This window comes from Bradyrhizobium yuanmingense, from assembly GCF_900094575.1.
Classification (GTDB): domain Bacteria; phylum Pseudomonadota; class Alphaproteobacteria; order Rhizobiales; family Xanthobacteraceae; genus Bradyrhizobium; species Bradyrhizobium yuanmingense.
The window spans coordinates 243437-264898 of record NZ_FMAE01000007.1 but is presented as its reverse complement, the minus strand read 5'-3'; the positions used below and the strand labels follow the sequence as shown (position 1 = coordinate 264898).

Below are 21462 nucleotides of genomic sequence, written 5' to 3'. Positions count from 1 at the left end.
CGTGGCCTCCGGGTTAGCCAAATCCCTGCAAGCAGAGATTCAGACCCATCAGGCGTCACGCCATCATTTCCGTACTACATACCAGGTTTGTGCATCACGCAAAGTCCCAAACAGGACCCAACCTAGCTCTCGCACGAGGCAAGAGCTTTGTACCGCAATGTGCGATATCGAGCAAGCAAAGCGGCCGAATTGGTGAGCGCGCCCGCTACGAGATTCAGTCCACGAATTTCTTTACTATCGGATCGCGACCGATATCGATCATGAATGTCACCTCGACAAATTCGAACGACATATAACCCTTGCTCACTAGTGGAGCGATAGCTCAGCCTCGTCGTGCTTGATAGGGCAATGGACGCAGAGGCATCGGTTGTCATCGAGGCAGTCCGCGCTCGTCGTAGAGCGAATCGTCGTTGTCGACAGAGCCGTGGGGCTTCTTCAATCGCTTGGCGCAATCCTGGCCGATCGTTAACAGACGATCCGCGAGACTCTCTCCTTGCTCGCGGCGAACCCGCTCAAGCCACTCGCGAATGGCTGTAGCGACCGCAATGGACCGCGTCTCGCCGGTCCGCCGCGCCAGCTCCGCCGCCAATTTGCGCGCCTGCGCACTTCCGAGGTTTAAGCTCATTTCAAATCTCCTCCCAAGACAGACATACCCTTTTACCAAGCAGATCAAGTCCGTGGAGTAAACGCGCACTTTGCTCGCGCTGGCCGCGGTGGAAGGGCTCTTGAAGATCATCGATCGACGCTGCTTGACCCCCGCGAAGGTCACCGTTGATGCCAGCGTCGCCATTTGCTCTGCAAGGGTCTAAGTTCTGCCGGCGGCATCAGAGAACGGGTTAGCCTCGGAGCGCGCTCGTTGGCTCAGATTGAGCTCTCCGCCCTAGGCAAGCCATTCACACGAACATGCGGGGATGCGCCGCTCATCGAGTCCGAGCAGGAGCGCTTTGGGCGTCAAGCTCCCTTCCGCCATGGATCGATGAGGTTGATCCCACAATCGGCAAAATCGGCAATATTCCTGGTGGCAAGAGACGCTCCGCGCGAGGCAGTAATCGCCGCTATCTGGGCATCTGACTGCGAGATTGGCCGACCGGCGAGTCGGCGGCCGGCAGCGATGCGAGCAAATGCTACTGCCGCGGAGCTGTCGAAGGGCAGAATGCGCCCGGCAAAATCCTCAGCCAGCATCGCTTCGGCTTGAACAATCAAATGCCGTTGTCGCCGGCCCGCGGGCAGAAGCGCTAGCCCATAACGAAGTTCGGCTTCGGTAATTGACGAGATGAAGATGCCTGCGGGTGGGACGGCGCTCATCCAACGTTCAACTGCGGCGGAGGGAGCCGGTCGCATGAACTCCGATACCACGTTAGTATCGAGGACGATCATTCGTCAAAGCCCGGCGGCTCCCGCATCGGTTCACGCGGCAGTTCGGGCAGCTCCACGCCGCCCAACGGAGCAAAGCGTGCGCGGATTGCGGCTGCAAGATTTCCCGGACGTTTGGGCTGCTGGTTCAAGGCAGCACGCAGAATATCACGAGCTTCTTCTTCCATGGAGCGACCATGGATCGCGGCTTGAATGCGAAGACGCGATTTGAGCGGCTCGTCGAGATTGCGAATGGTGATACTGGCCAAGACGTCACCTTGTCATCAATGATATCAGATTAATCAATGATGTCACGGGATGCAAGCCCCGGCGGGATTATTCCCGCCCGCCTCGAGTCCCTCAGCCTATGATTCCTCGGGCGCGTCCCCCTCTGCGTTAGCGCCTCGACCATGACAAAAAGCTGCCATTGGCCCCTCGCATTACCGCGATGAACCGACTGTTGAGGAAGGCCTACTGCAACGGATCGGCACGCCGCTGCTCAACCTCCGCGAAGGTTTCACCCGTCAAAGCCATAGCCGCGGCCTGCCCGGTATAGGCCCGCCAGCGCCGGATCGCGACGTCCACATAGAGCGGATCCAACTCGATAGCGCGCGCCCGCCTCCGGCACTTCTGCGCGGCCATGATGGTCGTCCCCGATCCGGAGAACGGGTCAAGCACGATATCACCGCGGCGCGAACAGTCCTTGATCGCGTCGATCACGAGCGCGGTCGGCTTTACCGTCGGGTGCATTTCAAGCTCGCTTGCGCGGCTCGCGCCAAAACTGTTGATGCCGGCATAGTCCCAGACATTGGTGCGATAGCGGCCGTGCTTCCCGAGCTCGACCGTGTTCACGTGCGGCCCCTGCCCCACCTTGTAGACGAACACCAGCTCATGCTTGGAGCGGTAGAACGAGCCCATGCCGCCGTTGCTCTTGTTCCAGACGCACAAATTCTTCAGCTCGGAATAGACCCCGCCCGCCGCCTTGAGCACCTCGTCCATGTGACGCCAATCCATGCAGACAAAATGGATCGCCCCATCCACACTTACCTGCGCCATATTGCCGAACACCACACTTAAGAAGCCGGCGAACTCCAAAGAGCTCATCTCCCCGGAGGCCATCTTGAATTCGCGGTGCTTGACAGCGCCGAGCCCGCTGACATGTCCGTCGATCGGCACGTTGTAGGGCGGGTCGGTGAACACCAGGCGCGCCTGTTCGCCATCCATCACATCGGCAAAGGAGGCGGCATCGCAAGCGTCGCCGCACAGCAGGCGATGCTCCCCCAGCACCCAGAGATCACCGAGGCGCGAGACCGGGTCCGACCCCACGGACGGAACCAGATCGCTCTTGTCAGGCTTGTCGCGCGCCGCTTCGCCGTCGACCAAGAGATCAATCTCGGCGGTCTCAAAGCCGGTTACCTCCACATCGAAATTGATCTCGACCCCCATCAGCTCGCGCCAGAGCTCGCGCAGCTGGTCCATGTCCCAGTCCGAGTTCAGCGCGATCTTGTTGTCGGCGAGCGAGAATGCGATCTTCTGCGAGGCCGTCAAATGGCCGACCCGCAACACCGGCACCCGCTCGAGCCCGACTATCCGCGCACCCTCGACCCGGCCATGGCCGACCAGAATCATACCCTCCTCATCGATCACCACGATGCTGTTGAAGCCGAACTCGCGGATCGAGGCGGCGATCTGATGCAGCTGCTTGCGTGAATGCCGCCTGGCATTGGCCGGATTCGGCTTCAGCTCGGCAATGGGCAGGTGGTCAACGCGGAAATCACTCATGAGACCTCTCCAGCAGGACAGGCCAAAACTATATCATCATCTATCGATATACTTCAAATATACTGGCTCGATAGACGGCCTGCAATCGCGGCATTGGTTAATCCGATCACCCCTTGATCGTGATCTCGACATCTTCGGGCCGCACGCCAAACGCGGCGGCCAACCCTTTCTTCGCCTCGGCGATGGTCAGCCCTCCCCGCGTCTCATCGGAGACCGTCGGCCGCGGGTCTGGTACCGGTTGAAATTTCAGACGCTTAAGCTGTATCCCGAGCTGCTTCAGGCCAGCATAGGCAACGGGGTTGCGCAGCTCCTTGCGCCAGACCTCCGCAACGGCGATGTCGGCGAAGTCCGAGATTCCAATGTGGAAACGAGCCTGCCCTCGCGAGTTCTTGGTCTCATCGAGCGGCGTCAGCGATGAAATCCGGCCGACCAGGAATGCGGTTCGAGGGGCAATGCCTTCGGCCTTGTTGCCCCAGATCTGCCGCCGACAGCAAACAAGGTAGGGGCAGTGCTCGACACTCTTGGGACTGAGGACCCAGCCGCGCGACCCCGCGTGCCCCAGAATCTCCTGCCGTGTCTCGGAGGTAAAGACCACCACAGCGGCATCATCGGTCGTGCTCATGCTCAACCTCAATCCAGATCGGGGGCGTCGTCGGTCGCGGGCTTGGCAGCAGCTCTGTGGATCGAGATTAGCTCGATTCCAGCCTGCCGCAGTACGCGACTCGGAGCAAAGCGCCCATAAGCACCCCGCTCGTTGCGCGCGCCATGCACCATCAGAAGCAGCATATCTGCGAGCTCGACAGGATCGCGCAGCCTTGCCGCTTTGCACAGTCCAACCACGCGCCGCCTCTCCGCCTGCCAATATTCCTCGATCTCCCGCAGCAGCGGATGCTGCTGCCTGCGAGTCTCGAACAATTCGGCTGCCGTGCGTGAGAGCAACACCCGAGGCTCCGTCATGTAGCCAATCTGGTCTTCTTCGAAGGCCAGCCACCACCGCAGCTGCGCCTCATGATCGTTCGGATGCTCTGCGGCGAGACCGCGCCAATAGTCCTCGCACTCCGCAATCAGCGTCTTGACGAAGCGGCCGATCAGCGGCTCACCATGGCCAAAATACTTGCGGAAGGTGTCCAGGTTTGAATGCGCGTCTTCGGTTATCAAGCCGTCGGCGACCCTGATTCCAAGGAGCCGGAATAATTTGTCGGAGGCCTCGATGATGCGTTCCTTCGCCGGCTTATCGAAGCCGAAGGCGGGCGATTGTATCGTTTCGGGAAGCTTACGCATCAAACTGGCTCCTCAGCAATGTATAAGCCAATTATAGCATAACTTGTGCCAATCCTGTCTCGTCGCGCGGATCGAGCCGAGCTATCCGCTCGCAGCCGCCGGCCACACTTGCACCAGAAGGACCGCCCCCGCCGCTTTAGGCGAGGCACTAAATCCTTGTTTTGATTGGATATTCTTCGGCGGATTCGATGAGCGCGCCGCGCAGACCTGCATTCTGCGCGCGATTTCTGGGATTCCGGACCTGTCGGAGTGCGGGCGAGGTGCAAATCTTCTCCACGGCCTTCCCTGAGCCTTTAAAGGCCTATCGATTTTTTGCTCCTGTTCGCCCCGCGTCACCGCAAGGCCCATCTTCAGCGCAAGGTTCAGGTGTCCAGCGAGAGAACGGCCCTGCCAACCACACTCCGGATGGCTGGCCGCTCTCCGTTCTTGTGCCGAGCTAGCCGAACAGCCTGGTGAGCAGCTGTTCCGCGCTGTCGACCTGTGCGAAGCAGGCCTTGCCGAGGTCGCGGTGCAATGGACGTTCGAGCTTCTGCCCGCTGCTGTCCGCGCGCGTATGCCGGCTAATCTTTGCACCCAGATCCGGCAACGGCGCTCCCGGCTGGCCGCCGAACCAGAAGTAGCGCTCGAAGGCCAGCGTCCGCTGGTCGACCTCCAGCCAAATCACGCAGCCGCTGGGCTTTTCGAGCAGCCGGGTGCTGACCGTCACGTGCCGGACGCTGGAGCCGGAAAAGGTCGACTTCAGCTGGACGTGCCGGAGGATGCCGTTGGCTTCCAGCACGATATCGTAGCCGCCCCGGTCCACCTCGCTCGTCAGAACCTCGATGTCGTGACGGCCCTGCTGCCAGCGCGCCGCCATCAGCTGCCCGAGGAGAAGATGGAGGAGCGCCTGCTCCCGAATATTCGAGGCGCGGGAGTGGGACGTAAGCGGGTCCTGATGCAGTTCAGCGAGCATTGTAAGTCTCCTTTTGGGGTTGGTCATACCCCGCCATTGCGCTCCGCTGGCCGCACAAGTCCAGCACAACCGAGCGCCTCACCAGCCAGCTTCGCACGCGAGGGTTAATTCGATCCTATTTTGGGATAATCCCAATCCGGGATCAGATTGGCTACCGCCGATTCGAAACACGCCCGGCGGCCATGGAAAAGTCCCTCAAATCCGCCGAATATGCCCGCCTCATGGCCCTTCTTGTCGCAACCCGGCAGAAGGCAGGCATTCGCCAGCAGGCACTCGCCAAGAAGCTCCGCAAACCTCAATCCTTCGTTGCCAAGTACGAAGGCGGCGAGCGGCGCCTTGACGTGATCGAGTTCATCGTTATTGCCGAGGCACTCGGGGCTGATCCGCTGAGGCTGCTCCGGCGGTTCGTGCGCGAGGGGAAGCAGTAATCGGTCCGACGACGCGGTCCGCTGGCGCATGCTTGGGTCTTCGGGCGGGGTGGATGGACGCCCAGTGGCGTCAGGCCCAAAGGCTGTGCCAATCACTCGCTCTCAATTCGCCTAAATTCATAATAGAGGTCTTTAGCTGATTTCTATCGCGCTTTCTTACTCTGCGCGAGTGGAGGCCAATCCCATGAGCATTGTAGAAATTTCACCCCTAAATTCGACGCCAAAAACCCGGAAAAGAAAGTCCGGCATTCCCACAGGAAACGCGGGCGAATACTTCGTCATGGGCGAGTTGCTTCGTCGAGGTTATGACGCTCAGCTCGCGGACCGCAACACGGCGGGCTACGATCTGCTTGTGGGTCGCCACCGCGACACAGCCCTCGCTAAGGTGCAGGTGAAGACCGTTCGGAGCCAACCTTGGTACGTGCGGCAATCACAGTTCGAAGGCGACATGCTGTCGCAAATCACGATCTATGTACTGCTTGGCAACGAAGACGCACAGCAGCCGGTCCGGTACTTCATCGCGCGGAACTCGGCGGTGGCTGGCCAAATGTCGACGCCCAAAAACTGGGACACGGCAGCGTTTATGAGCCTGAAGGCACTCATTCCCTTCGAGGGCCGGTGGGACATTCTGGACAACCAGGACACCGTCCAGCTCCGCAGACCGCGCGGCGGCTCGGTCAAAGAGCGCTGCTTCGACATTTATCTCCGCCAGGGCGAGAAGGCTGCAACCAGACTCGCTGTTGCACAGGGTATCAAGTTGGCCAGTGTTCGACGCTGGATCTACGATTGGTCTGCGGACAAAGCGCCCGCCTCGTCGAAGATGAGATGTAGACGCCTTCCTACCGGTGGCGCCGAGTCGCACTCGCCGGCGTAACCTGCGTTGAGCGTCAATCGCCGTGGATCTTCGCGTACTCAACTTGCGGTCAAACATCAGAACGCGATGCGGAACAATGATGCGGATACTAATCTACAAGCGCACGCACTCAGGCGATCCCGACGCCAAAACCGGCGTGTTCGGAAGCCGTGACTGCATGGGGACGGTACGAGGGCGACAGTACGGTGCGGTCATCGGCATAGGTGGCATCGGGCCAGAACCTCACCGCGCGCGTATCGCTGGCAAGCTTACGTGGGTCGGCATCGCTCCGCACAAGACTTTTGATCGGTCGGAGGTGTTGCGCGGTCCTCGGGTGACCTTCGAGCATTTCTGGCACGCCGGAGAATACGGACCGTTACTGAAGGTGGAGTATCCGGAGCTTGCGCGGCGAATGTTTGATAGGAACATCCGAGTTCTGATGTACTCCCTCGCAAACTCAGCAACCAGATTGGACCGAGAGATCACGAGAATACTTCGTCAGGCGAGGAGAGCCCGTTGCTCCGAACACCTACGCAAGCGCAAACCAACCTTAAGCAATTGTCCTTCCTCGGGCACAGCTGTCCGAAAGCCAGTCTGCCTGAGCAAGGTGGAGAAGAGGGCCAAACACCGCTGCGACTCAACGCCCAAATCGTGCGGAACGTCGAACATTACGCCGAAGCACCGTTGCCTAGTAGTCCCGAAAACCAATAAGGCGTATTGACTCTCTGTTTGCGTGAGCTGCGACTGAGATAACGTCAGTGCTTCTCTTGGGGCAGAGGCCAACCCATTGAATGCAACGTCACCGCGCAAGGGACCCATTTCGCCCCTTCTTCAAAGCTTGCTCAGTTTGCTACAGAACTGATACGGGATGGGCGCGTCTCTTCGCGGCTGCGTTGTTGAAAGATGTCGCGACCACCTCGATTTTCTAGCACCAGTCTCATGAGATCGCTTATAGCTACAGGATTGCTCTGAAAGAGCTGGACTTCGGCACCGAATGGAGCGTGCATTCGACCATTCGAGTCTGTCAGCGGAGTCCGACAATTCATGGAAGCGGAAATCATCGAACCAGCCATCAAGGCTTGCCTCGCGGAAATCCATGCCAAGCTGAAGGCGGCCGAGCAGATTACCCGGGCGGCACAGGCATGTGCAGAAGCAGGTGGCGTTGCTGAAGCGATCCGAGTGTCCATGGATATCGAGCAGTTGATATACGAAGCCGGACGGCTTCATGATGCCGCGACCTTGCTAGCTCGAATGACGCACGACGTGAAAGTTTGAGACGGCCACTTCCGCAAACCCAGAACTCCGTAAGCGCAACCTATGTGGCGGGCTCTGGGTCAGCCCTGCTTCAGCCAGCGCTTCAGGAAGCGCCGCTGCGCGGCCCGGGCCGGCCTCTCATAGCGCTCCAGCCCGGCGAGACGTTTGGGCAGCTTCGGGGTCGGGTATTCCAGCAGGGCGACCAGCAATTCGTAGCGGGCTTGCCGAATGCGACCCAACCTTCGATTCGCTTGGACAAGATCATCCACTTCGAGCCAGTTCTGTTGCTGCTTGCATCTCCCCGCGGTCGCGGAGTGGCCATGTGAGCTGGATACGCTCACTTCCTCCATACCGGGACTCGATAACCCGTGTTGACGAGCATTGCGGCTCGACTTGGCCTTTCCGAGTTCGGTTTTTGGCCCAGTGCTTCGCTTGGCGTTCTGACGGTTCGCTTCGATCTTCCGCTCTGAGGCCATACGCGCTTCGCTCATGTTTTTCTGACCGCACGTTTCCTCCATCCGGCACAGGAAGCAACTGCCTCCGCCTGCCCGGCCCGGAGACCATAACGCCAGGCTCAGGTGTTGCTACCTCGTGGTCCTTCTAAAGAGCTTCTTGATAGCGCTAGTCTTCCTAACTAGCGGCTTCATGGCCGCCGACTTACGCGGCGGGACCACGATCACGACAAAGAGCAAGTTGAGCAGCAGCCAGCTGCCAAGGACAATCAAATAGACCGCATTCAAGATCCGGGACAAATAGGAAATTACAAGATCAAATCGAACTTCAAACTTATTCATTGAAGCTCAGGCGGGCCTCCAATTCAAGCCGCGAGACACCGAACCTGGATCGCCCATTGCGGCGGCGCCAGCACTCACGATCACCGTCGCGACCGATTTCAGCCGAGCTCCAAGTCCAAGGGCACAAGTGAACGGACCCACAACTGCTCATCCCGCAGGCTCGTACGATTGGCTTCGATTTGTCACTTTGTGAGAGCGAGGCATGCCGGGCGGCCGAACGCTGAAAGTCCGGCAACAAGAGCAACAAGATTGCTGCAGAAAGGACTGGCATTGCCCTGCAATTGGAGCGTTACTGAGTCTGCCGGGGCGCGATGGCGGCGCCGGTATCTCACCTCGCGGATGCGGGGCTTCAGGCAGTGCGGCGAGGAGAGCCGCTGTCCTTGGAGCAGGAGATATCAGTGCGTAGTGTACAGAGTGACGGCCAGACCGAGCCTCAGCATCCAATCATCAGGTTCAATCCGAACGACCGCCGCCATTTCATCGGCGGCTCGGACGCTCGTATCATTATGGGGGATGACCAGGAGAGCTTGACCAGACTTTGGCGCGAAAAGCGCGGCGAAGCAAAGCCTGAGGATCTCTCTGACAACTTGATCGTTCAGATCGGCACCGTGACAGAGGTCCTGAACCGCGCCTGGTATCAGCGTGCGAGCGGACTCACAGTGAAGGACATTCAGAAGCGTGTTCGCCACCCCGTGCACAAATGGATGGCGGCGACGCTGGATGGGACCGTCGAGCAAACCGGCGCTGTCTTTGAAGCCAAGTTCATGCTGCCCTGGGCCTTCACGGAGGAGGCTGCGGCCGAGAAGCACATGGCTCAGCTGCAGCACAACATGTGGGTGATCGCCGCCCGCAATGCGGTGCTCTCGATCATCACTGGGGGTGGCAAATGGGTCGAGATCAAGATCCACGCCGACCCGCTCTACCAACATCTCCTTCTCACCGCCGAGAAGAAGTTCTGGCGCTGCGTCCAGAGTGGCGAGCCGCCCGCTCTGTTCAACATCGAGACGCCGCGCCCGAGGCTGGAGGCCGTCAAAGTCGTCGACATGTCCCCGTCCAATCAATGGGCGGAACTGGCGGCCACTTACTTACGAACCCGCGACGCGCACGGGCAGCATGAGCTGGCGAAGGCCGATTTGAAGAGACTTATGCCGGAGGACGCCAAGGAAGCCACAGGGCACGGGATCAAGGCCAAGCGGTCCAAGTCTGGCGCGATCAGCTTCGAAGCCCAGGCGACGGAGGGGCCCCATGCATCAGTCCAGTGAGCGCATCGGGACTATCGCGGCCGCCCTCGCCCGAGCTCAGGCCGAGCTGACCAACCCCGAGAAGTCCCTGACGGCGGTGATCCGGTCACCATTCCCGCGGGAGAATGATCGGACCTTCCGCTACGCGTCTCTGGCCTCCGGCCTGGACATCGTCCGCAAGACGTTAAGCCAGCAGGAGATCGCGACCATCCAAACCACCCGGATTGAGCAGGTCACCGGGCAGATCCATCTCACCACCCTCCTCGCCCACGCCTCCGGGGAATGGATATCCTCGGACCTACCGGTCTGCGCCTCCAAGGACGTCGAGGCGCCGCACCGGATGGGTACGGCGCTGACCTATGCCCGCCGGTATGCACTCTTTGCACTGGTCGGGATCGCCGGAGAGGACGATCTGGACGCGCCTGATGTCGTTACCGAGCCCCCCGCTGCCACGGAGCCGCAGGCCGCCCCAGGGCCGAAGGGAAAATCGCCTAAGGGCGTCCTGAACCGGCCACCGGTCCTGCCTCCTGAACGCTCGGCCGAGCTTCTCGATCGACTCTTGCGCGAGCTTGGCCTTCAGGAGGGCAGCGAAGAGCTGCTCGCCTGGGCCAAGATCAGCCTTCCGCTCAAGAACACACTTCTAGAGGCGGACGCCCGTGTTCTTGAGGCCGCCTACCAGAAGAGGCTCGAGGAAGCTGCCCTTCCAGACATCGATCCAGCAGAGCAGCGGGCCGTGTCAGCGGTCGGACGATCTCTACCTGAGGAATCTCCTTCGGAGGTATCCGGCGACATTTTCAAACCTGCCAGACCCTCTCCCGGACAGCAGGTCGGCCTCGCCTTCCCAAAGGAGCGGCCCCGGCGACGGAGCAAGGACCACCTCGCCTTCATCCGCAGCCAAGGTTGTCTCGTTTGTCAGAAGACACCTGCTGATCCGCATCACCTGAAGTTCGCTCAACCCCGCACCTTGGGTCGCAAAGTCAGCGACGAGTTCACGGTCCCGCTCTGCCGATCGCATCATCAATCCCTACACCGACACGGAGACGAAAGAGCCTGGTGGACCAACCTGCAAATTTCGCCGCTGCCGATCGCAAAGCAGCTTTGGGATGCCAGCCCCGTCCATCTGGCGAACGGAGCAACAGTTGCTGCACCGCCTTCACGACTGGAGGCGCAAGGTCAATGAATGGTCCTGTCAACCTATCTAAATCTCAGCAGACGAGCGTCTTGCCGCCTCAATTTGAGGCGCTGTGCCCTCCGCCGCAACTTCTTCCTGGAGAGAACATCGACCACTACCAGGCTCTTCAGGCCGTCATCTTCCGCGACCTCGATCCTCAATCTGCCATCGAATGGCTGCTCGCCATCGACATCGCTGAACTCTCCTGGGAGATACAACGCTACCGGATTCTGCGGCATAGGCTCCTGAGCACCTATCGCCAAAAGGCCGTCGAGATGACCCTTCGCCGCGTCGATCTGGCAGGCATTGCCCCGGACTTCCAGGATGTAGCCGAAATCTACACCATCAATAACGCCCTAGACTGGCAACTGGACGCGTCTGCTGCGCTCGATATCGAAGCCCGCCTTCGATCGTACGGTTTCGATCAACACGCTATCAGCATGGAGGTCTATGTTCAGGCGCGTGAGATCCTCGCGCTGTTCGAATCACTCTTGAACGCAGCGCAGCTTCGACGCTTGATATTATTGAGAGAGATTCACGCCCTTCAACGCTCGAATGGGGCGAACCTTGCTCACGTAGCTAGCCGCAAAGGCCAACCAAGGGCGCCGAAGTTCCTCGAATAGCTCTTGCAGATGAGTCTCCTCATGGAGGCCGCGCGTTGCAGCAGAGCGCCATGTGTCACGAGCATCGGCAGGCCAGAACGCGTGCCCGCCGTAGAGCTCGGATGGATGGTCCAACACCAAGGAGTTATACAGGATCACCTGTACCGATCCCAAAGCAGCGCAGCTCCTCTGATTGCAAGCATGAACGCCGGTCCATGCTCGGTCTTGCCGAACTGATGGCCGAGCATTCGAGCTTTTAAGAAAAATTCGGAGCAGCTGCGATCCTTTCGCGATTTACGGCAACCATCCGATTGTCGATTCATAGACCAAGTCGGCTGCGCAAATTATCACGCTCCTCGCGCAGTTCTCGGAGTCGTTGAGCATTGTCAGATTGTATCTCCTGCCACTCGATGCGATCCTCTGCAGTCCACAAGTAAGATTCGCGATTGAAACGATCTTTTTCGTTTGCATCAAACTCCATGTATAACTTTATGTCGCGTTCAACCTGGTCCAGTTGTTCTTGGAGAGTAGTTGGCATCAGCCGTTCCTTCGGCTCGCCTCCAGCACGATCCGATCTACGACGCAATCGGCATGGCGATCAATGGGCGTTGTCCCTCACGGCTGATATATCCATCCCATTTGAACTCGTTCGCCTCAAGTATCTCTGCGTCGGAGTAATTTTACTAAAGTTTCGCAGCTCAAATCGGCGGAGCTCCCTCCATGTTATTATGGAGACAGGCTAAACTCCCGGAGGAAGCGGCAAAGCATCCTCCAGTGCGTTAGCTGAACTCTCGGAGAAGTTGTGGCGCGATCAACCATTGAGTTTTTTCTTATCGATCACGCATGAAATTTGGGGACAGCTGGTCCGTTGCCGACCGGCACCGTCGGTCTCGTTACCACCAGGGCCGCCGGGTGTGAGACTGCGCTATCGGGAGAGCGTGCCGACCGCTATGAGAACGGCATCGGCCGCTGCGATTGGCTTAATCAGGTCAATGGTCAAATCCAGCCGCCTGCTTTGACAGCGTTCGCCACCAGCTTGTCAGGCCTCGGGTTGGCAGATTGGGATCTTGCCGCGATCCCTCGTCCTTGTTGATGCAGATCACGTGGTGACCGACATCCGTAAACAGTCGCCGGACACCAGACTCACATACTCCGGCCCGATCATCACAATGGGCACTTCGGATGTTGCTTAGGTTCTTTGATAGTCGTCTTCAATCCGGATGATGTCGTCTTCCCCCAGATAGCTTCCAGTCTGGACCTCGACCAGCTCCAGCTGGATCTTGCCCGGATTCTCCATCCGGTGGACGGCGCCCATCGGGATGTAGATCGACTCGTTCTCGTGCACCGTCTTCACCGTCTCGTTGACGGTGACCTGCGCCGTGCCGCGGACCACGATCCAGTGCTCGGCACGATGATGGTGCTTCTGCAGCGACAGCCGCCCGCCCGGCTTCACCACGATGCGCTTGACCTGGTGGCGCTCGCCATTGTCGACGGATTGATAGCTGCCCCAGGGCCGGTGCACCTTGAGATGCTCTTCGGTGACTTTCGGCGCGACCGACTTCAATTTCGTCACGAGGCGCTTCAGCCCGTTGGCATCCTTCTGCCGCGAGACCAGCACCGCGTCCGCGGTCGCGACGACGACGAGATCGTCGACGCCTTCGAGCGCGACCAGCGCGGAATCCGTGGTGACGTTGCAATTGCGGGAATCCTCGAACACGGCGGTGCCGTGCGCGGCATTGCCTTGCGCGTCCTTCTCCGACAGCTCCCACACCGCATGCCATGAGCCGACGTCGGACCAGCCGCACGACACCGGCACGACGGCGGCGCGCGAGGTCTTCTCCATCACCGCATAGTCGATCGAGATCGCCTTGGCCGCGCCGAACGCCTCGGGCTCCAGCGTGACGAAGCCGAGATCGCGGCCGGCATTGTTGACCGCATTGGTAACGGCCTCGACGCTTGCCGCATCGACCCTGCGATATTCGTCGAGCAGCACGCTCACCGGAAACATGAAGTTGCCGCTGTTCCAGAGATAGCCCGAATTGACGTAGTCGGAGGCCTTCACCGCATCCGGCTTCTCGACGAAGCGTGCCACCGCCTGCACTTCGCCCGCGACCACCTCGCCCGGATTGATGTAGCCGTATTCGGTCGCCGGCCGCTCCGGCTTGACGCCGAAGGTGACGATGCGCCCGGCATTCGCAGCGGTGAGGCCTTCGCGGCAGGCGGCGACGAAGGCGGCATTATTCTGCACGACGTGATCGGCGGCGAGCGCGAGCACGATCGCCTCGCTGGCGCGGTTCTGCGCGAACACCGCGCCCGCCGCGATGGCGGGGCCGGAATCGCGCCGCATCGGCTCGAGGATCACGTCGGCCTCGATGCCGATCTCGGCGAGCTGCTCCAGCACCATGAAGCGGTAGGAGGCGTTGGTGATGACGATCGGCCGGTCGAACAAAGAGGGATCGGACACGCGCAGCAGCGTGTCCTGGAACGTCGAGCGCGTGCCGAACAGCGGCAGGAACTGCTTGGGGCGTACCTCGCGCGAGGCGGGCCACAGCCGCGTGCCGGCACCGCCGCACATGATCAGGGGGATTATGCGTTTGTTCAAAATCTGAAGCTCCAGGCCAAATTCAATTCACAAATTGTACAACATTCATAAAGCCAGAGTTTCACCGTTGGGAATACAAATTCGAAATAGCCTTAGCAGGACTCTGTTGCCTATTGCGCAGACCTCAACGCTGTTAATCTAAGCTTGCTTTTTTGACCCAACCCATCTCCCTATTCTCTTCGTTTTCGAGTACGAACGACCTACCGGACCTAGAGATTATTATGACAAAGAAACGAGCACTTATTACCGGCGTCACCGGGCAGGACGGCGCCTATTTGGCCGAACTTCTTCTGCAGAAGGGATACGAGGTCCACGGCATCAAGCGCCGGACCTCCCTCTTCAATACGGACCGCATCGATCATCTCTATCTCGACCCGCACGAGCCCGACCCGCCCTTCCGGCTTCACTACGGCGATCTGACCGATTCTTCGAGCCTGATCCGGATCGTTGGCCAAGTGCAGCCAGACGAAATCTATAATCTTGCGGCGCAAAGCCACGTTGCCGTATCGTTCGAAGAGCCCGAATACACAGCCAATTCCGACGGTCTCGGCACCCTGCGCATCCTCGAGGCCATGCGTATTACCGGCTTGGAGAGGAAGGCGCGCTTCTATCAAGCGTCAACATCCGAGCTTTACGGATTGGTCCAGGACATCCCGCAGAAGGAGACCACGCCGTTCTATCCGCGTTCACCATACGCGGTCGCCAAGCTGTATGCCTACTGGATTACGGTCAATTACCGCGAAGCCTATGGGATGTATGCCTGCAACGGCATCCTCTTCAACCACGAATCTCCGGTCCGCGGCGAGACCTTCGTGACCAGAAAGATCACGCGTGCTTTGGCGCGCATCCATTTGGGACTGCAGGAAAGGCTTTATCTGGGTAATCTGGATGCCTTGCGCGATTGGGGACACGCGCGCGACTACGTCGAAATGCAATGGCTGATGCTGCAGCAGGACAAGCCCGAGGATTTCGTGATTGCTACTGGCGTGCAACATTCGGTCCGAGAGTTTGTCGATGTCGCAGCAAACGAAGTCGGCATGACGGTCCGGTGGGAAGGAAGTGGCGTCGAAGAAAAAGGATATGACGCCAAGACCGGCAAGTGCATCGTTTCCGTCGATCCCCGCTATTTCCGCCCCACTGAGGTCGCGACGCTTCTTGGTGATCCGTCAAAGGCCAAGCAGAAACTCGGCTGGGAGCCCAAGACGTCGTTCGAAAGCCTGGTTCGAGAAATGATGAAGGAAGATCTCGGGTCCGCAAAGCGCGACGAGCTCATCAAGCAGCACGGGTTTAGATATTACCCGCGCCACGAGTAGTTTTCGCGGACCAAAGGCGAGCGATCCAAGCGGAACCTAGCCGGAATGCCTCACGACCGACGAGAACCCAGTCGTGAGCAGCGCCTTTCAGGCCGGTATTCTTTTGCGCTATCGTATTGCCCTGTGCCGTGGCCTCAATTGTGCGTCGATCCCGACGCTCAACGGCGCGCCTTCCTCCTTCTGCGTCGAAATGTTCGCGGAGAGCCGGTGCCACGCTGAGTTGGCAGACGGCAAGCTCAAGAGTGGCCGAATCTCCGGGCGGAAGCACAACACCGCACCCGCGCGTGCTGAGATCATGTCGAGTTCGGCGTGAGCGAACGATCGGGCCGCACCAGGCACGCTGTTATACCATTTGGAAGTTTGTCGTTCTGATACCGTTCTTACCGCAGCCTAGCTTTGGAGCCGCCATCATTACGAACTCTTGAGGACTACTGCCATCGGCCCAGAATGGACGCGCGCTCAAGGCTTTGAAACCGAAGATGATCGCTGGCTCAGCACTAGGCTCGTGATCTGTCACGCTGGTTAAGGCATTCGGCGGCTAAGATACAACCGGCCCCGTCTCCGGCCGAGAGCGGACGAACTGAGACGAACCGTTCGACAGTATCTATCCACCGCGCGCTCATGTAACAAATGAATAATCCAGAGCACCGAGATGCGTGACGCCCGCAACCGTGAACTTATCAATTCCTCCAGCATAATGAATGGCCCATTCATCTCCTTCAACGGTTAGATACGCGCTAGCGTCATACCCCTTGAAGAGTAGTTTGTCGTGCTCGGCTACAGAGCTTGTATATACATGGAAGTCGGCAATCGTATCGTGCCCGTTGCCCTTGATATAGACAAAGGTATCGTTACCTGCGCCTCCGAACAGCCAATCATCGCCACCTGCGCCGTCGAGAATGTCATTGCCACTTGACCCTGCCATTCGATTTGCAAGATCGTTCCCCGTTCCGTTCAAGCCTCCTTGCATCAGGCTTAGATTTTCGACATTTGGCGCGAGCGTCTGCGAAACACCCCACACCTGAACTGTATCGACACCTTCGCCCGGTTTCTCAACAATGATGGCATTTGCAGAACCGACGACATAGGTGTCGTCGCCCGCACCGCCGACAAGAGTGTTGCCCGTCCCACCCGTCTTGAGATTGTCGTTCATGGCGGTGCCATAGACGTACTGATCAGCCCGGGTGCCGCTCCAGTAGCTAGCGGCTGTACCGCTACTTGGCAGAGTTACCGGAAGCTGGAAGTTGTCACTCACGAAATCGGAAATCGCTGCCCCGCGAAAGACCAGTGTCTCATACGGCGTCAACGCGAGGTAGACATCTAATCCGACCTGGGTCATCGATGATTTGATGTCACTGAACGAGGTAAAGCTAAAGCCCGTTAGCGCAACGACATCATACTCACCTGCGCTCCCAACTTCGAAATCAGTGATGATGTCAGATCCATCCCCCAGATTGACCACGAACTTGTCACTACCACCACCTCCCGTAAGAATGTCGTTGCCTTGTCCTCCAGTGGTGACGTTTGCAGCTGAATTCCCGACGATGATGTTAGCTTGGCTGTTGCCGGTCCCATTGATCGTAGCGGCCCCGGTCAGGATGAGATTTTCGACGTAGTTGGAAAGCGTGTAGGAGACCGATACTCGCGCGGTATCAACCCCGCCCCCCGCAACCTCAATGATTTGGGCGCTAGCATCCGTGACAATATACGTATCATCGCCAAGACCACCGGTCATGAGGTCGGCGCCACCATTTTCTCCTATTAGATCGTTGCCGCCGGTCCCCGCGAGAGTGTCGGCGCTGCTTGTACCGGCGATCGTGCTAATTGAAGAGCCGCTCGACAGAAGCGTATAATTTGCCAGTGTGTATTCAGATAGTTGGTAGGCCTCAATCGAATCGATGGTCAGGGTCGCGGTAGATCCGGCGGCAGCGGCTCCGGCCCAGCCACCCATAGCGAGATTAGCGATCATGTACATCGCCGTGTTCATGTCTGCAGGCGTGGGAGCCTTGGCGATCTGAGCGCCATCGACAAAGAACGTCAGATCATACGGCGTCCATTTAACAGCAAAAGTATGCATTCCCGACGTAAGATCAGTCGTATTTGCCCAAGCGCCGGGAGCGGCCGCCGATCCAGTCGACGAGTGGACTTGCCAATGAACCTGATCCGGATCCTGCCCGAATGCCTCAAACACGTCGAGCTCGGCGCTGTACTGCCCATTGATCGGCAGCAGCCAAAAGGCAGGCCAGGCTCCCGTCGTGCTGGGCAACATGGCTGACATCTCGAAATAGCCGTAAGTTTGGACGAAACTGTTTTCGCTCGAGATCATGCCAGTGTAGAATTGCGCTCCGCCGACATATGAGCTGACGGTCGAAGGCACCGGCTGAGCAGTGATCAACAGCTCACCATTCTCGATGGAGAAGGGATTGAGACCAAGCGAGCTTGATGCTTGCGTTCCCGGTAAACCGGAGAAGCTGCTATCGACGTAAACCCCCTGCTCCCCACTCAGCAGGTAGCTCGCTGAGCCGCTCCACGCGTAGCTAGTACGCCAAGTCAAGCTGGGGTCCTGTCCGGCTGACAACGAATCGAAATTGTCGCCAAACGTCTTCACAAGTCCCGAGAGCGGGATCACAATATCGACGTTAGCTGGTACAAAGTTTTGAACATCGGCGTGCTCAAGGGTGATCCTCTCGCCATTCTCGAGCGCAAGGTAGACATCCGTGCCAGCTTGCGTCATCGCAGCCTTTACGTCGGCAAAAGTCTTGAAATTCGCACCGCTAATCTGAAGGATATCGCCGCCGGCTCCCGCGGTAAAATCGGTGATGACATCATTGCCGTTTCCGGCTTTGATCACGAACCTATCTGTGCCGTACGCACCTGTAAGCACGTCGTCGCCAAGGCCTCCATCGATCATGTTGTTGCCGGCGTTACCAATAATGATGTTGTCAAGCGCGTTCCCGGTGGCCGGCGCCGAGTTGCTCCCGGTGAGGGTCAGATTTTCGACGTTCGGCGCGTTAACGAGGCTATAGCCGTCATACTTTGCACCTGAGATCGTATCGATACCTTGGCCAGCTTGTTCGACGACACTCGTGCTGCGGTCGTAGACGATATAGGTATCGTCGGCGGCGCCACCGACGAGAGTCACTGCCGCGCCGCTAGCCTGGAGCTTGTCATTTCCCGAGGTTCCATAAATCGTGCCGGTCACCGCAGCGGCTGGCGCATAGGTGGCGGTCCCACTTAGGGGCAGAGGATTGTCCAGTTGGATATTCGCCGCAACCAGCGACGAGACCGCAACATTCTTTAGCGTCACGGTTTCGGTGCTGGAAAGTGCTATCACCGCATCAGAGCCAACCTGTCTGGCAGCCGCAAACAAATTCGCATATGTTGCGAATCCGTAGTTCTGCACTCGCAGCACATCACCGCCGAAGCCGGCTTGGAAATCGCTGACGACGTCTGAGCCAAACCCTTTAGCGACCACGAAGAGGTCACTGGCTCCGCCTCCAATCAACACGTCGTTGCCGGAGCTTCCAAATAAGATCTCGCTTGTTGGAGCCGACGGTTGTGTCGCGGCGAGGGTCAAACTGGCGGTCGAGGTTGTTGTTAACGACCCATCTGATGCCGTGTAGTTGAAGCTGACGGGTCCATTGTAGTTCGCAGCCGGTGTATACGTCCAAGTACCATTGCCATTGTTGACTATGTCGCCGCTGCCGTTTGCCACGGTGACCGACGTGATCGATAGCGAAGAATTGTCGACATCCGTGACTCCAGCCAACAAGGCCGCAGCATTGATCGTATAGGCGACATCCTCGATACCTGCAGCGAGCGTCACCGACTTCGCCGCCGGGGCATCGTTGACCGCCGCAAGGTTCAAGCTGGCGGTCGAGGTTATTGTCAACGATCCATCCGATGCCGTGTAGTTGAAGCTGACCGGTCCATTGTAGTTCGCCGCCGGCGTATACGTCCAAGTACCATTGCCATTGTTGACTATGTTGCCGCTGCCGTTTGCCACGGTGACCGACGTGATCGACAGCGAAGAATTATCGACATCCGTGACTCCAGCCAACAAGGCCGCAGCATTGATCGTATAGGCGATATCCTCCATACCTGCAGCGAGCGGCACCGACTTCGCCGCCGGGGCATCGTTGACCGCCGCAAGGTTCAAGCTGGCCGTCGAGGTTGTTGTCAACGATCCATCCGATGCCGTGTAGTTGAAGCTGACCGGTCCATTGTAGTTCGCCGCCGGCGTATACGTCCAAGTACCATTGCCATTGTTGACTATGTTGCCACCACCGTTCGCCACGGTGACCGACGTGATCGATAGCGAAGAATTGTCGACATCCGCGACTCCAGCCAACAAGGTCGCAGCATTGATCGTATAGGCGACATCCTCGATACCTGCCGTCAAGGTCACGGAGCTCGCCACTGGCGCATGATTGATGGCGTCATCGCGGAGGAGAACATTCACGGCGGTCAGTGAATTCAGTTTTACATTGCTGAGCCTAAGGGATTCGCTCGTTGACAGAGAGACAACGACGTCAGACCCGACTTGCTTCGCTGCAGCTTTGAAGGCGGCGAAACTTGCAAAGCCATAGTTCTCGACGCGCAGTACGTCACCACCTGCACCACCGGTGAGATCGCTAATGGTGTCGGAACCAAATCCCTTGGAGATCACAAACGTGTCGCTTCCGGCTGCTCCAGTCAACAAGTCGTTGCCGTTGCCACCAAAAAGCACGTCGTTGCCGGAAGTACCGGTTACAATGCTCGCGTAGTCGACCTTCTGAGCCTTCGCCGAGGTGGCCGGTGTTGCCGATTTTGCCATGAGTGTTCCCGCCGTTTGATGCAGGAACGATCCGAACTTTCCTCAAACATTCGATTATCCAGATACAAACAAATTGAACTAGAACTCACCTGCCCTTCGCTGACTTAACGTTGAGCTTATGGGGTTCTCGGACAATCTTGCGCCTCATGCCTTGCTGGAGGCACATAAACCAGTATGCCTTAGGTGACTACACAACGTTCGGCACAATCTGGCCGCAGCTGGCGCGAGCACTAGCCCTCCTTTCTCCCCATGACCGAGGCTTACCTTGGAGTTCGCCTGCTTGTTTCAGAAGAGGAAAGGACAGCCTACTTGAGTCAAGTTAAGTTAGCGTGACATTTCTGGCCCAACTGAAACCGACCACTGTTAATTTAAGATTGAAGTTTTCGGACGGACTTCACTTCCGACTACGAATGGCGGCGAATAGAGACTGTTCATGACAAGAACGTGGATTAGTTACTGGCGTGACGGGCCAAGAGGGCGCCTGTTTCGCTGAATTGCTCCTGCCAAAGAGGTAGAAAGTCCACGGGACCAAGCGCCGTCTCTCTCTTCAACACAGCGCCGTATCGATCACCTCATCTAGATCCTCACGAGCTGAATCCAGCGTTCCGCCAAACGCAACATCTGAACTGTATCGTCTTGTCCAGGAGATCCCGCAAAAGAAGACAACGCCCTTCTATCCGCGCTCGCCGTACCCGGTCACCAAGCTCTGAGCTACTGGATCACGTCAATTGCCGCGAAGCCTATGGGATTTACGCCTTCAACGGCATCCTCTTTGACAATGAATCTCCCGTCCGCGGCGAGACCTTAGTCACTCGGAAAGAATCACGCGTGCCTCGGCGCGCATCCATTTGGGCCTGCAGGAACGGCTCATCAGGACAATTTGGAAGCCCTCCGCGATTGCGGGACACGCGCGTGACCATGTCGAAATGCAATGGCTAATGCGACAGCAGGAGAAGCCGGAGATTTCGTGATTGCTACGGGCGCGCAGCATTTCTGTCCGAGATTTTGTCAATGCCGCCG

At 58.4% G+C, this 21462-nt stretch carries 19 protein-coding genes and 1 pseudogene; 9 read left to right on the top strand and 11 right to left on the bottom strand.

Annotated elements, in window-relative coordinates:
- Window positions 1–370 precede the first annotated feature (370 nt).
- From GA0061099_RS39425 to GA0061099_RS25805, 7 genes are all read right to left on the bottom strand, one after another.
- Complete coding sequence (locus GA0061099_RS39425) at window positions 371–790, bottom strand: type II toxin-antitoxin system VapB family antitoxin (protein ID WP_050995918.1); 420 nt, start codon at window positions 788–790, stop codon at window positions 371–373.
- Between the two features lie 161 nt (window positions 791–951).
- Window positions 952–1377, bottom strand: coding sequence for a type II toxin-antitoxin system VapC family toxin (locus GA0061099_RS25830; RefSeq protein ID WP_036013976.1), 426 nt, complete (start codon window positions 1375–1377; stop codon window positions 952–954).
- Window positions 1374–1622 (bottom strand): FitA-like ribbon-helix-helix domain-containing protein, encoded by a 249-nt coding sequence (locus GA0061099_RS25825; RefSeq protein WP_036013977.1) that lies wholly within the window; start codon window positions 1620–1622, stop codon window positions 1374–1376. The genes GA0061099_RS25830 and GA0061099_RS25825 overlap by 4 nt, the downstream gene beginning before the upstream one ends.
- Before the next feature lie 202 nt (window positions 1623–1824).
- Window positions 1825–3135 (bottom strand): site-specific DNA-methyltransferase, encoded by a 1311-nt coding sequence (locus GA0061099_RS25820; RefSeq protein ID WP_036013979.1) that lies wholly within the window; start codon window positions 3133–3135, stop codon window positions 1825–1827.
- A gap of 106 nt (window positions 3136–3241) precedes the next feature.
- Window positions 3242–3757 carry a tautomerase family protein gene (locus GA0061099_RS25815; protein ID WP_141697674.1) on the bottom strand — a complete coding sequence of 172 codons (516 nt, stop codon included), beginning with the start codon at window positions 3755–3757 and terminating at the stop codon, window positions 3242–3244.
- Window positions 3758–3765: 8 nt separating this feature from the next.
- Window positions 3766–4416 carry a hypothetical protein gene (locus GA0061099_RS25810; RefSeq protein WP_036013982.1) on the bottom strand — a complete coding sequence of 217 codons (651 nt, stop codon included), beginning with the start codon at window positions 4414–4416 and terminating at the stop codon, window positions 3766–3768.
- A 436-nt stretch (window positions 4417–4852) separates the two neighbouring features.
- A complete protein-coding gene (locus GA0061099_RS25805) occupies window positions 4853–5368 on the bottom strand; it encodes a hypothetical protein (protein WP_036013983.1) in 516 nt (171 codons plus the stop codon).
- 182 nt (window positions 5369–5550) lie between these two features.
- Here GA0061099_RS25805 and GA0061099_RS25800 point away from each other — a divergent pair, with 182 nt between their 5' ends.
- From GA0061099_RS25800 to GA0061099_RS25790, 3 genes are all read left to right on the top strand, one after another.
- A complete protein-coding gene (locus GA0061099_RS25800; RefSeq protein ID WP_036013984.1) occupies window positions 5551–5796 on the top strand; it encodes a helix-turn-helix domain-containing protein in 246 nt (81 codons plus the stop codon).
- Window positions 5797–5980: 184 nt separating this feature from the next.
- Entirely contained in the window at window positions 5981–6670 is a 690-nt protein-coding gene (locus GA0061099_RS25795) for a PDDEXK-like family protein (protein ID WP_141697673.1), read from the top strand.
- Window positions 6671–7693: 1023 nt separating this feature from the next.
- Window positions 7694–7924 (top strand): hypothetical protein, encoded by a 231-nt coding sequence (locus GA0061099_RS25790; protein ID WP_036013989.1) that lies wholly within the window; start codon window positions 7694–7696, stop codon window positions 7922–7924.
- 59 nt (window positions 7925–7983) lie between these two features.
- On the opposite strand, the gene GA0061099_RS25785 is transcribed toward GA0061099_RS25790, so the two are convergent.
- Window positions 7984–8394, bottom strand: a complete 411-nt coding sequence (locus GA0061099_RS25785) for a hypothetical protein (protein WP_240538214.1) — start codon at window positions 8392–8394, stop codon at window positions 7984–7986.
- A 746-nt stretch (window positions 8395–9140) separates the two neighbouring features.
- Between GA0061099_RS25785 and GA0061099_RS25775 the strand changes: the two genes are divergently transcribed.
- From GA0061099_RS25775 to GA0061099_RS25765, 3 genes are read left to right on the top strand one after another with little or no spacing between them, the layout of a single operon-like run.
- Window positions 9141–9959 carry a YqaJ viral recombinase family protein gene (locus tag GA0061099_RS25775; RefSeq protein ID WP_420886550.1) on the top strand — a complete coding sequence of 273 codons (819 nt, stop codon included), beginning with the start codon at window positions 9141–9143 and terminating at the stop codon, window positions 9957–9959.
- A complete protein-coding gene (locus GA0061099_RS25770) occupies window positions 9943–11118 on the top strand; it encodes an ERF family protein (RefSeq protein WP_036013993.1) in 1176 nt (391 codons plus the stop codon). The genes GA0061099_RS25775 and GA0061099_RS25770 overlap by 17 nt, the downstream gene beginning before the upstream one ends.
- The gene (locus GA0061099_RS25765) at window positions 11115–11732 is read left to right on the top strand and encodes a hypothetical protein (protein ID WP_050995917.1); all 618 of its coding nucleotides are present in this window, start codon (window positions 11115–11117) and stop codon (window positions 11730–11732) included. The genes GA0061099_RS25770 and GA0061099_RS25765 overlap by 4 nt, the downstream gene beginning before the upstream one ends.
- 298 nt (window positions 11733–12030) lie before the next feature.
- Here the strand turns inward: GA0061099_RS25765 and GA0061099_RS25760 are convergent, their stop codons facing one another.
- Both GA0061099_RS25760 and GA0061099_RS25755 read right to left on the bottom strand, forming a co-directional pair.
- On the bottom strand, window positions 12031–12249 hold the full coding sequence (locus tag GA0061099_RS25760) for a hypothetical protein (RefSeq protein ID WP_074448113.1): 219 nt from the start codon (window positions 12247–12249) through the stop codon (window positions 12031–12033).
- A 651-nt stretch (window positions 12250–12900) separates the two neighbouring features.
- Window positions 12901–14313, bottom strand: a complete 1413-nt coding sequence (locus GA0061099_RS25755; protein ID WP_167361677.1) for a mannose-1-phosphate guanylyltransferase/mannose-6-phosphate isomerase — start codon at window positions 14311–14313, stop codon at window positions 12901–12903.
- A gap of 221 nt (window positions 14314–14534) precedes the next feature.
- Between GA0061099_RS25755 and gmd the strand changes: the two genes are divergently transcribed.
- Both gmd and GA0061099_RS40300 read left to right on the top strand, forming a co-directional pair.
- Window positions 14535–15626, top strand: coding sequence for a GDP-mannose 4,6-dehydratase (gmd, locus tag GA0061099_RS25750; protein WP_036016276.1), 1092 nt, complete (start codon window positions 14535–14537; stop codon window positions 15624–15626).
- A gap of 73 nt (window positions 15627–15699) precedes the next feature.
- Complete coding sequence (locus tag GA0061099_RS40300) at window positions 15700–15939, top strand: hypothetical protein (RefSeq protein WP_036016274.1); 240 nt, start codon at window positions 15700–15702, stop codon at window positions 15937–15939.
- 306 nt (window positions 15940–16245) lie between these two features.
- On the opposite strand, the gene GA0061099_RS25745 is transcribed toward GA0061099_RS40300, so the two are convergent.
- A complete protein-coding gene (locus GA0061099_RS25745; RefSeq protein WP_074448111.1) occupies window positions 16246–20442 on the bottom strand; it encodes a cadherin-like domain-containing protein in 4197 nt (1398 codons plus the stop codon).
- A 461-nt stretch (window positions 20443–20903) separates the two neighbouring features.
- Here GA0061099_RS25745 and GA0061099_RS43155 point away from each other — a divergent pair.
- Window positions 20904–21461: pseudogene (locus GA0061099_RS43155) on the top strand (GDP-mannose 4,6-dehydratase); the annotation flags it as partial.
- Between the last annotated feature and the right edge of the window lies 1 nt (window position 21462).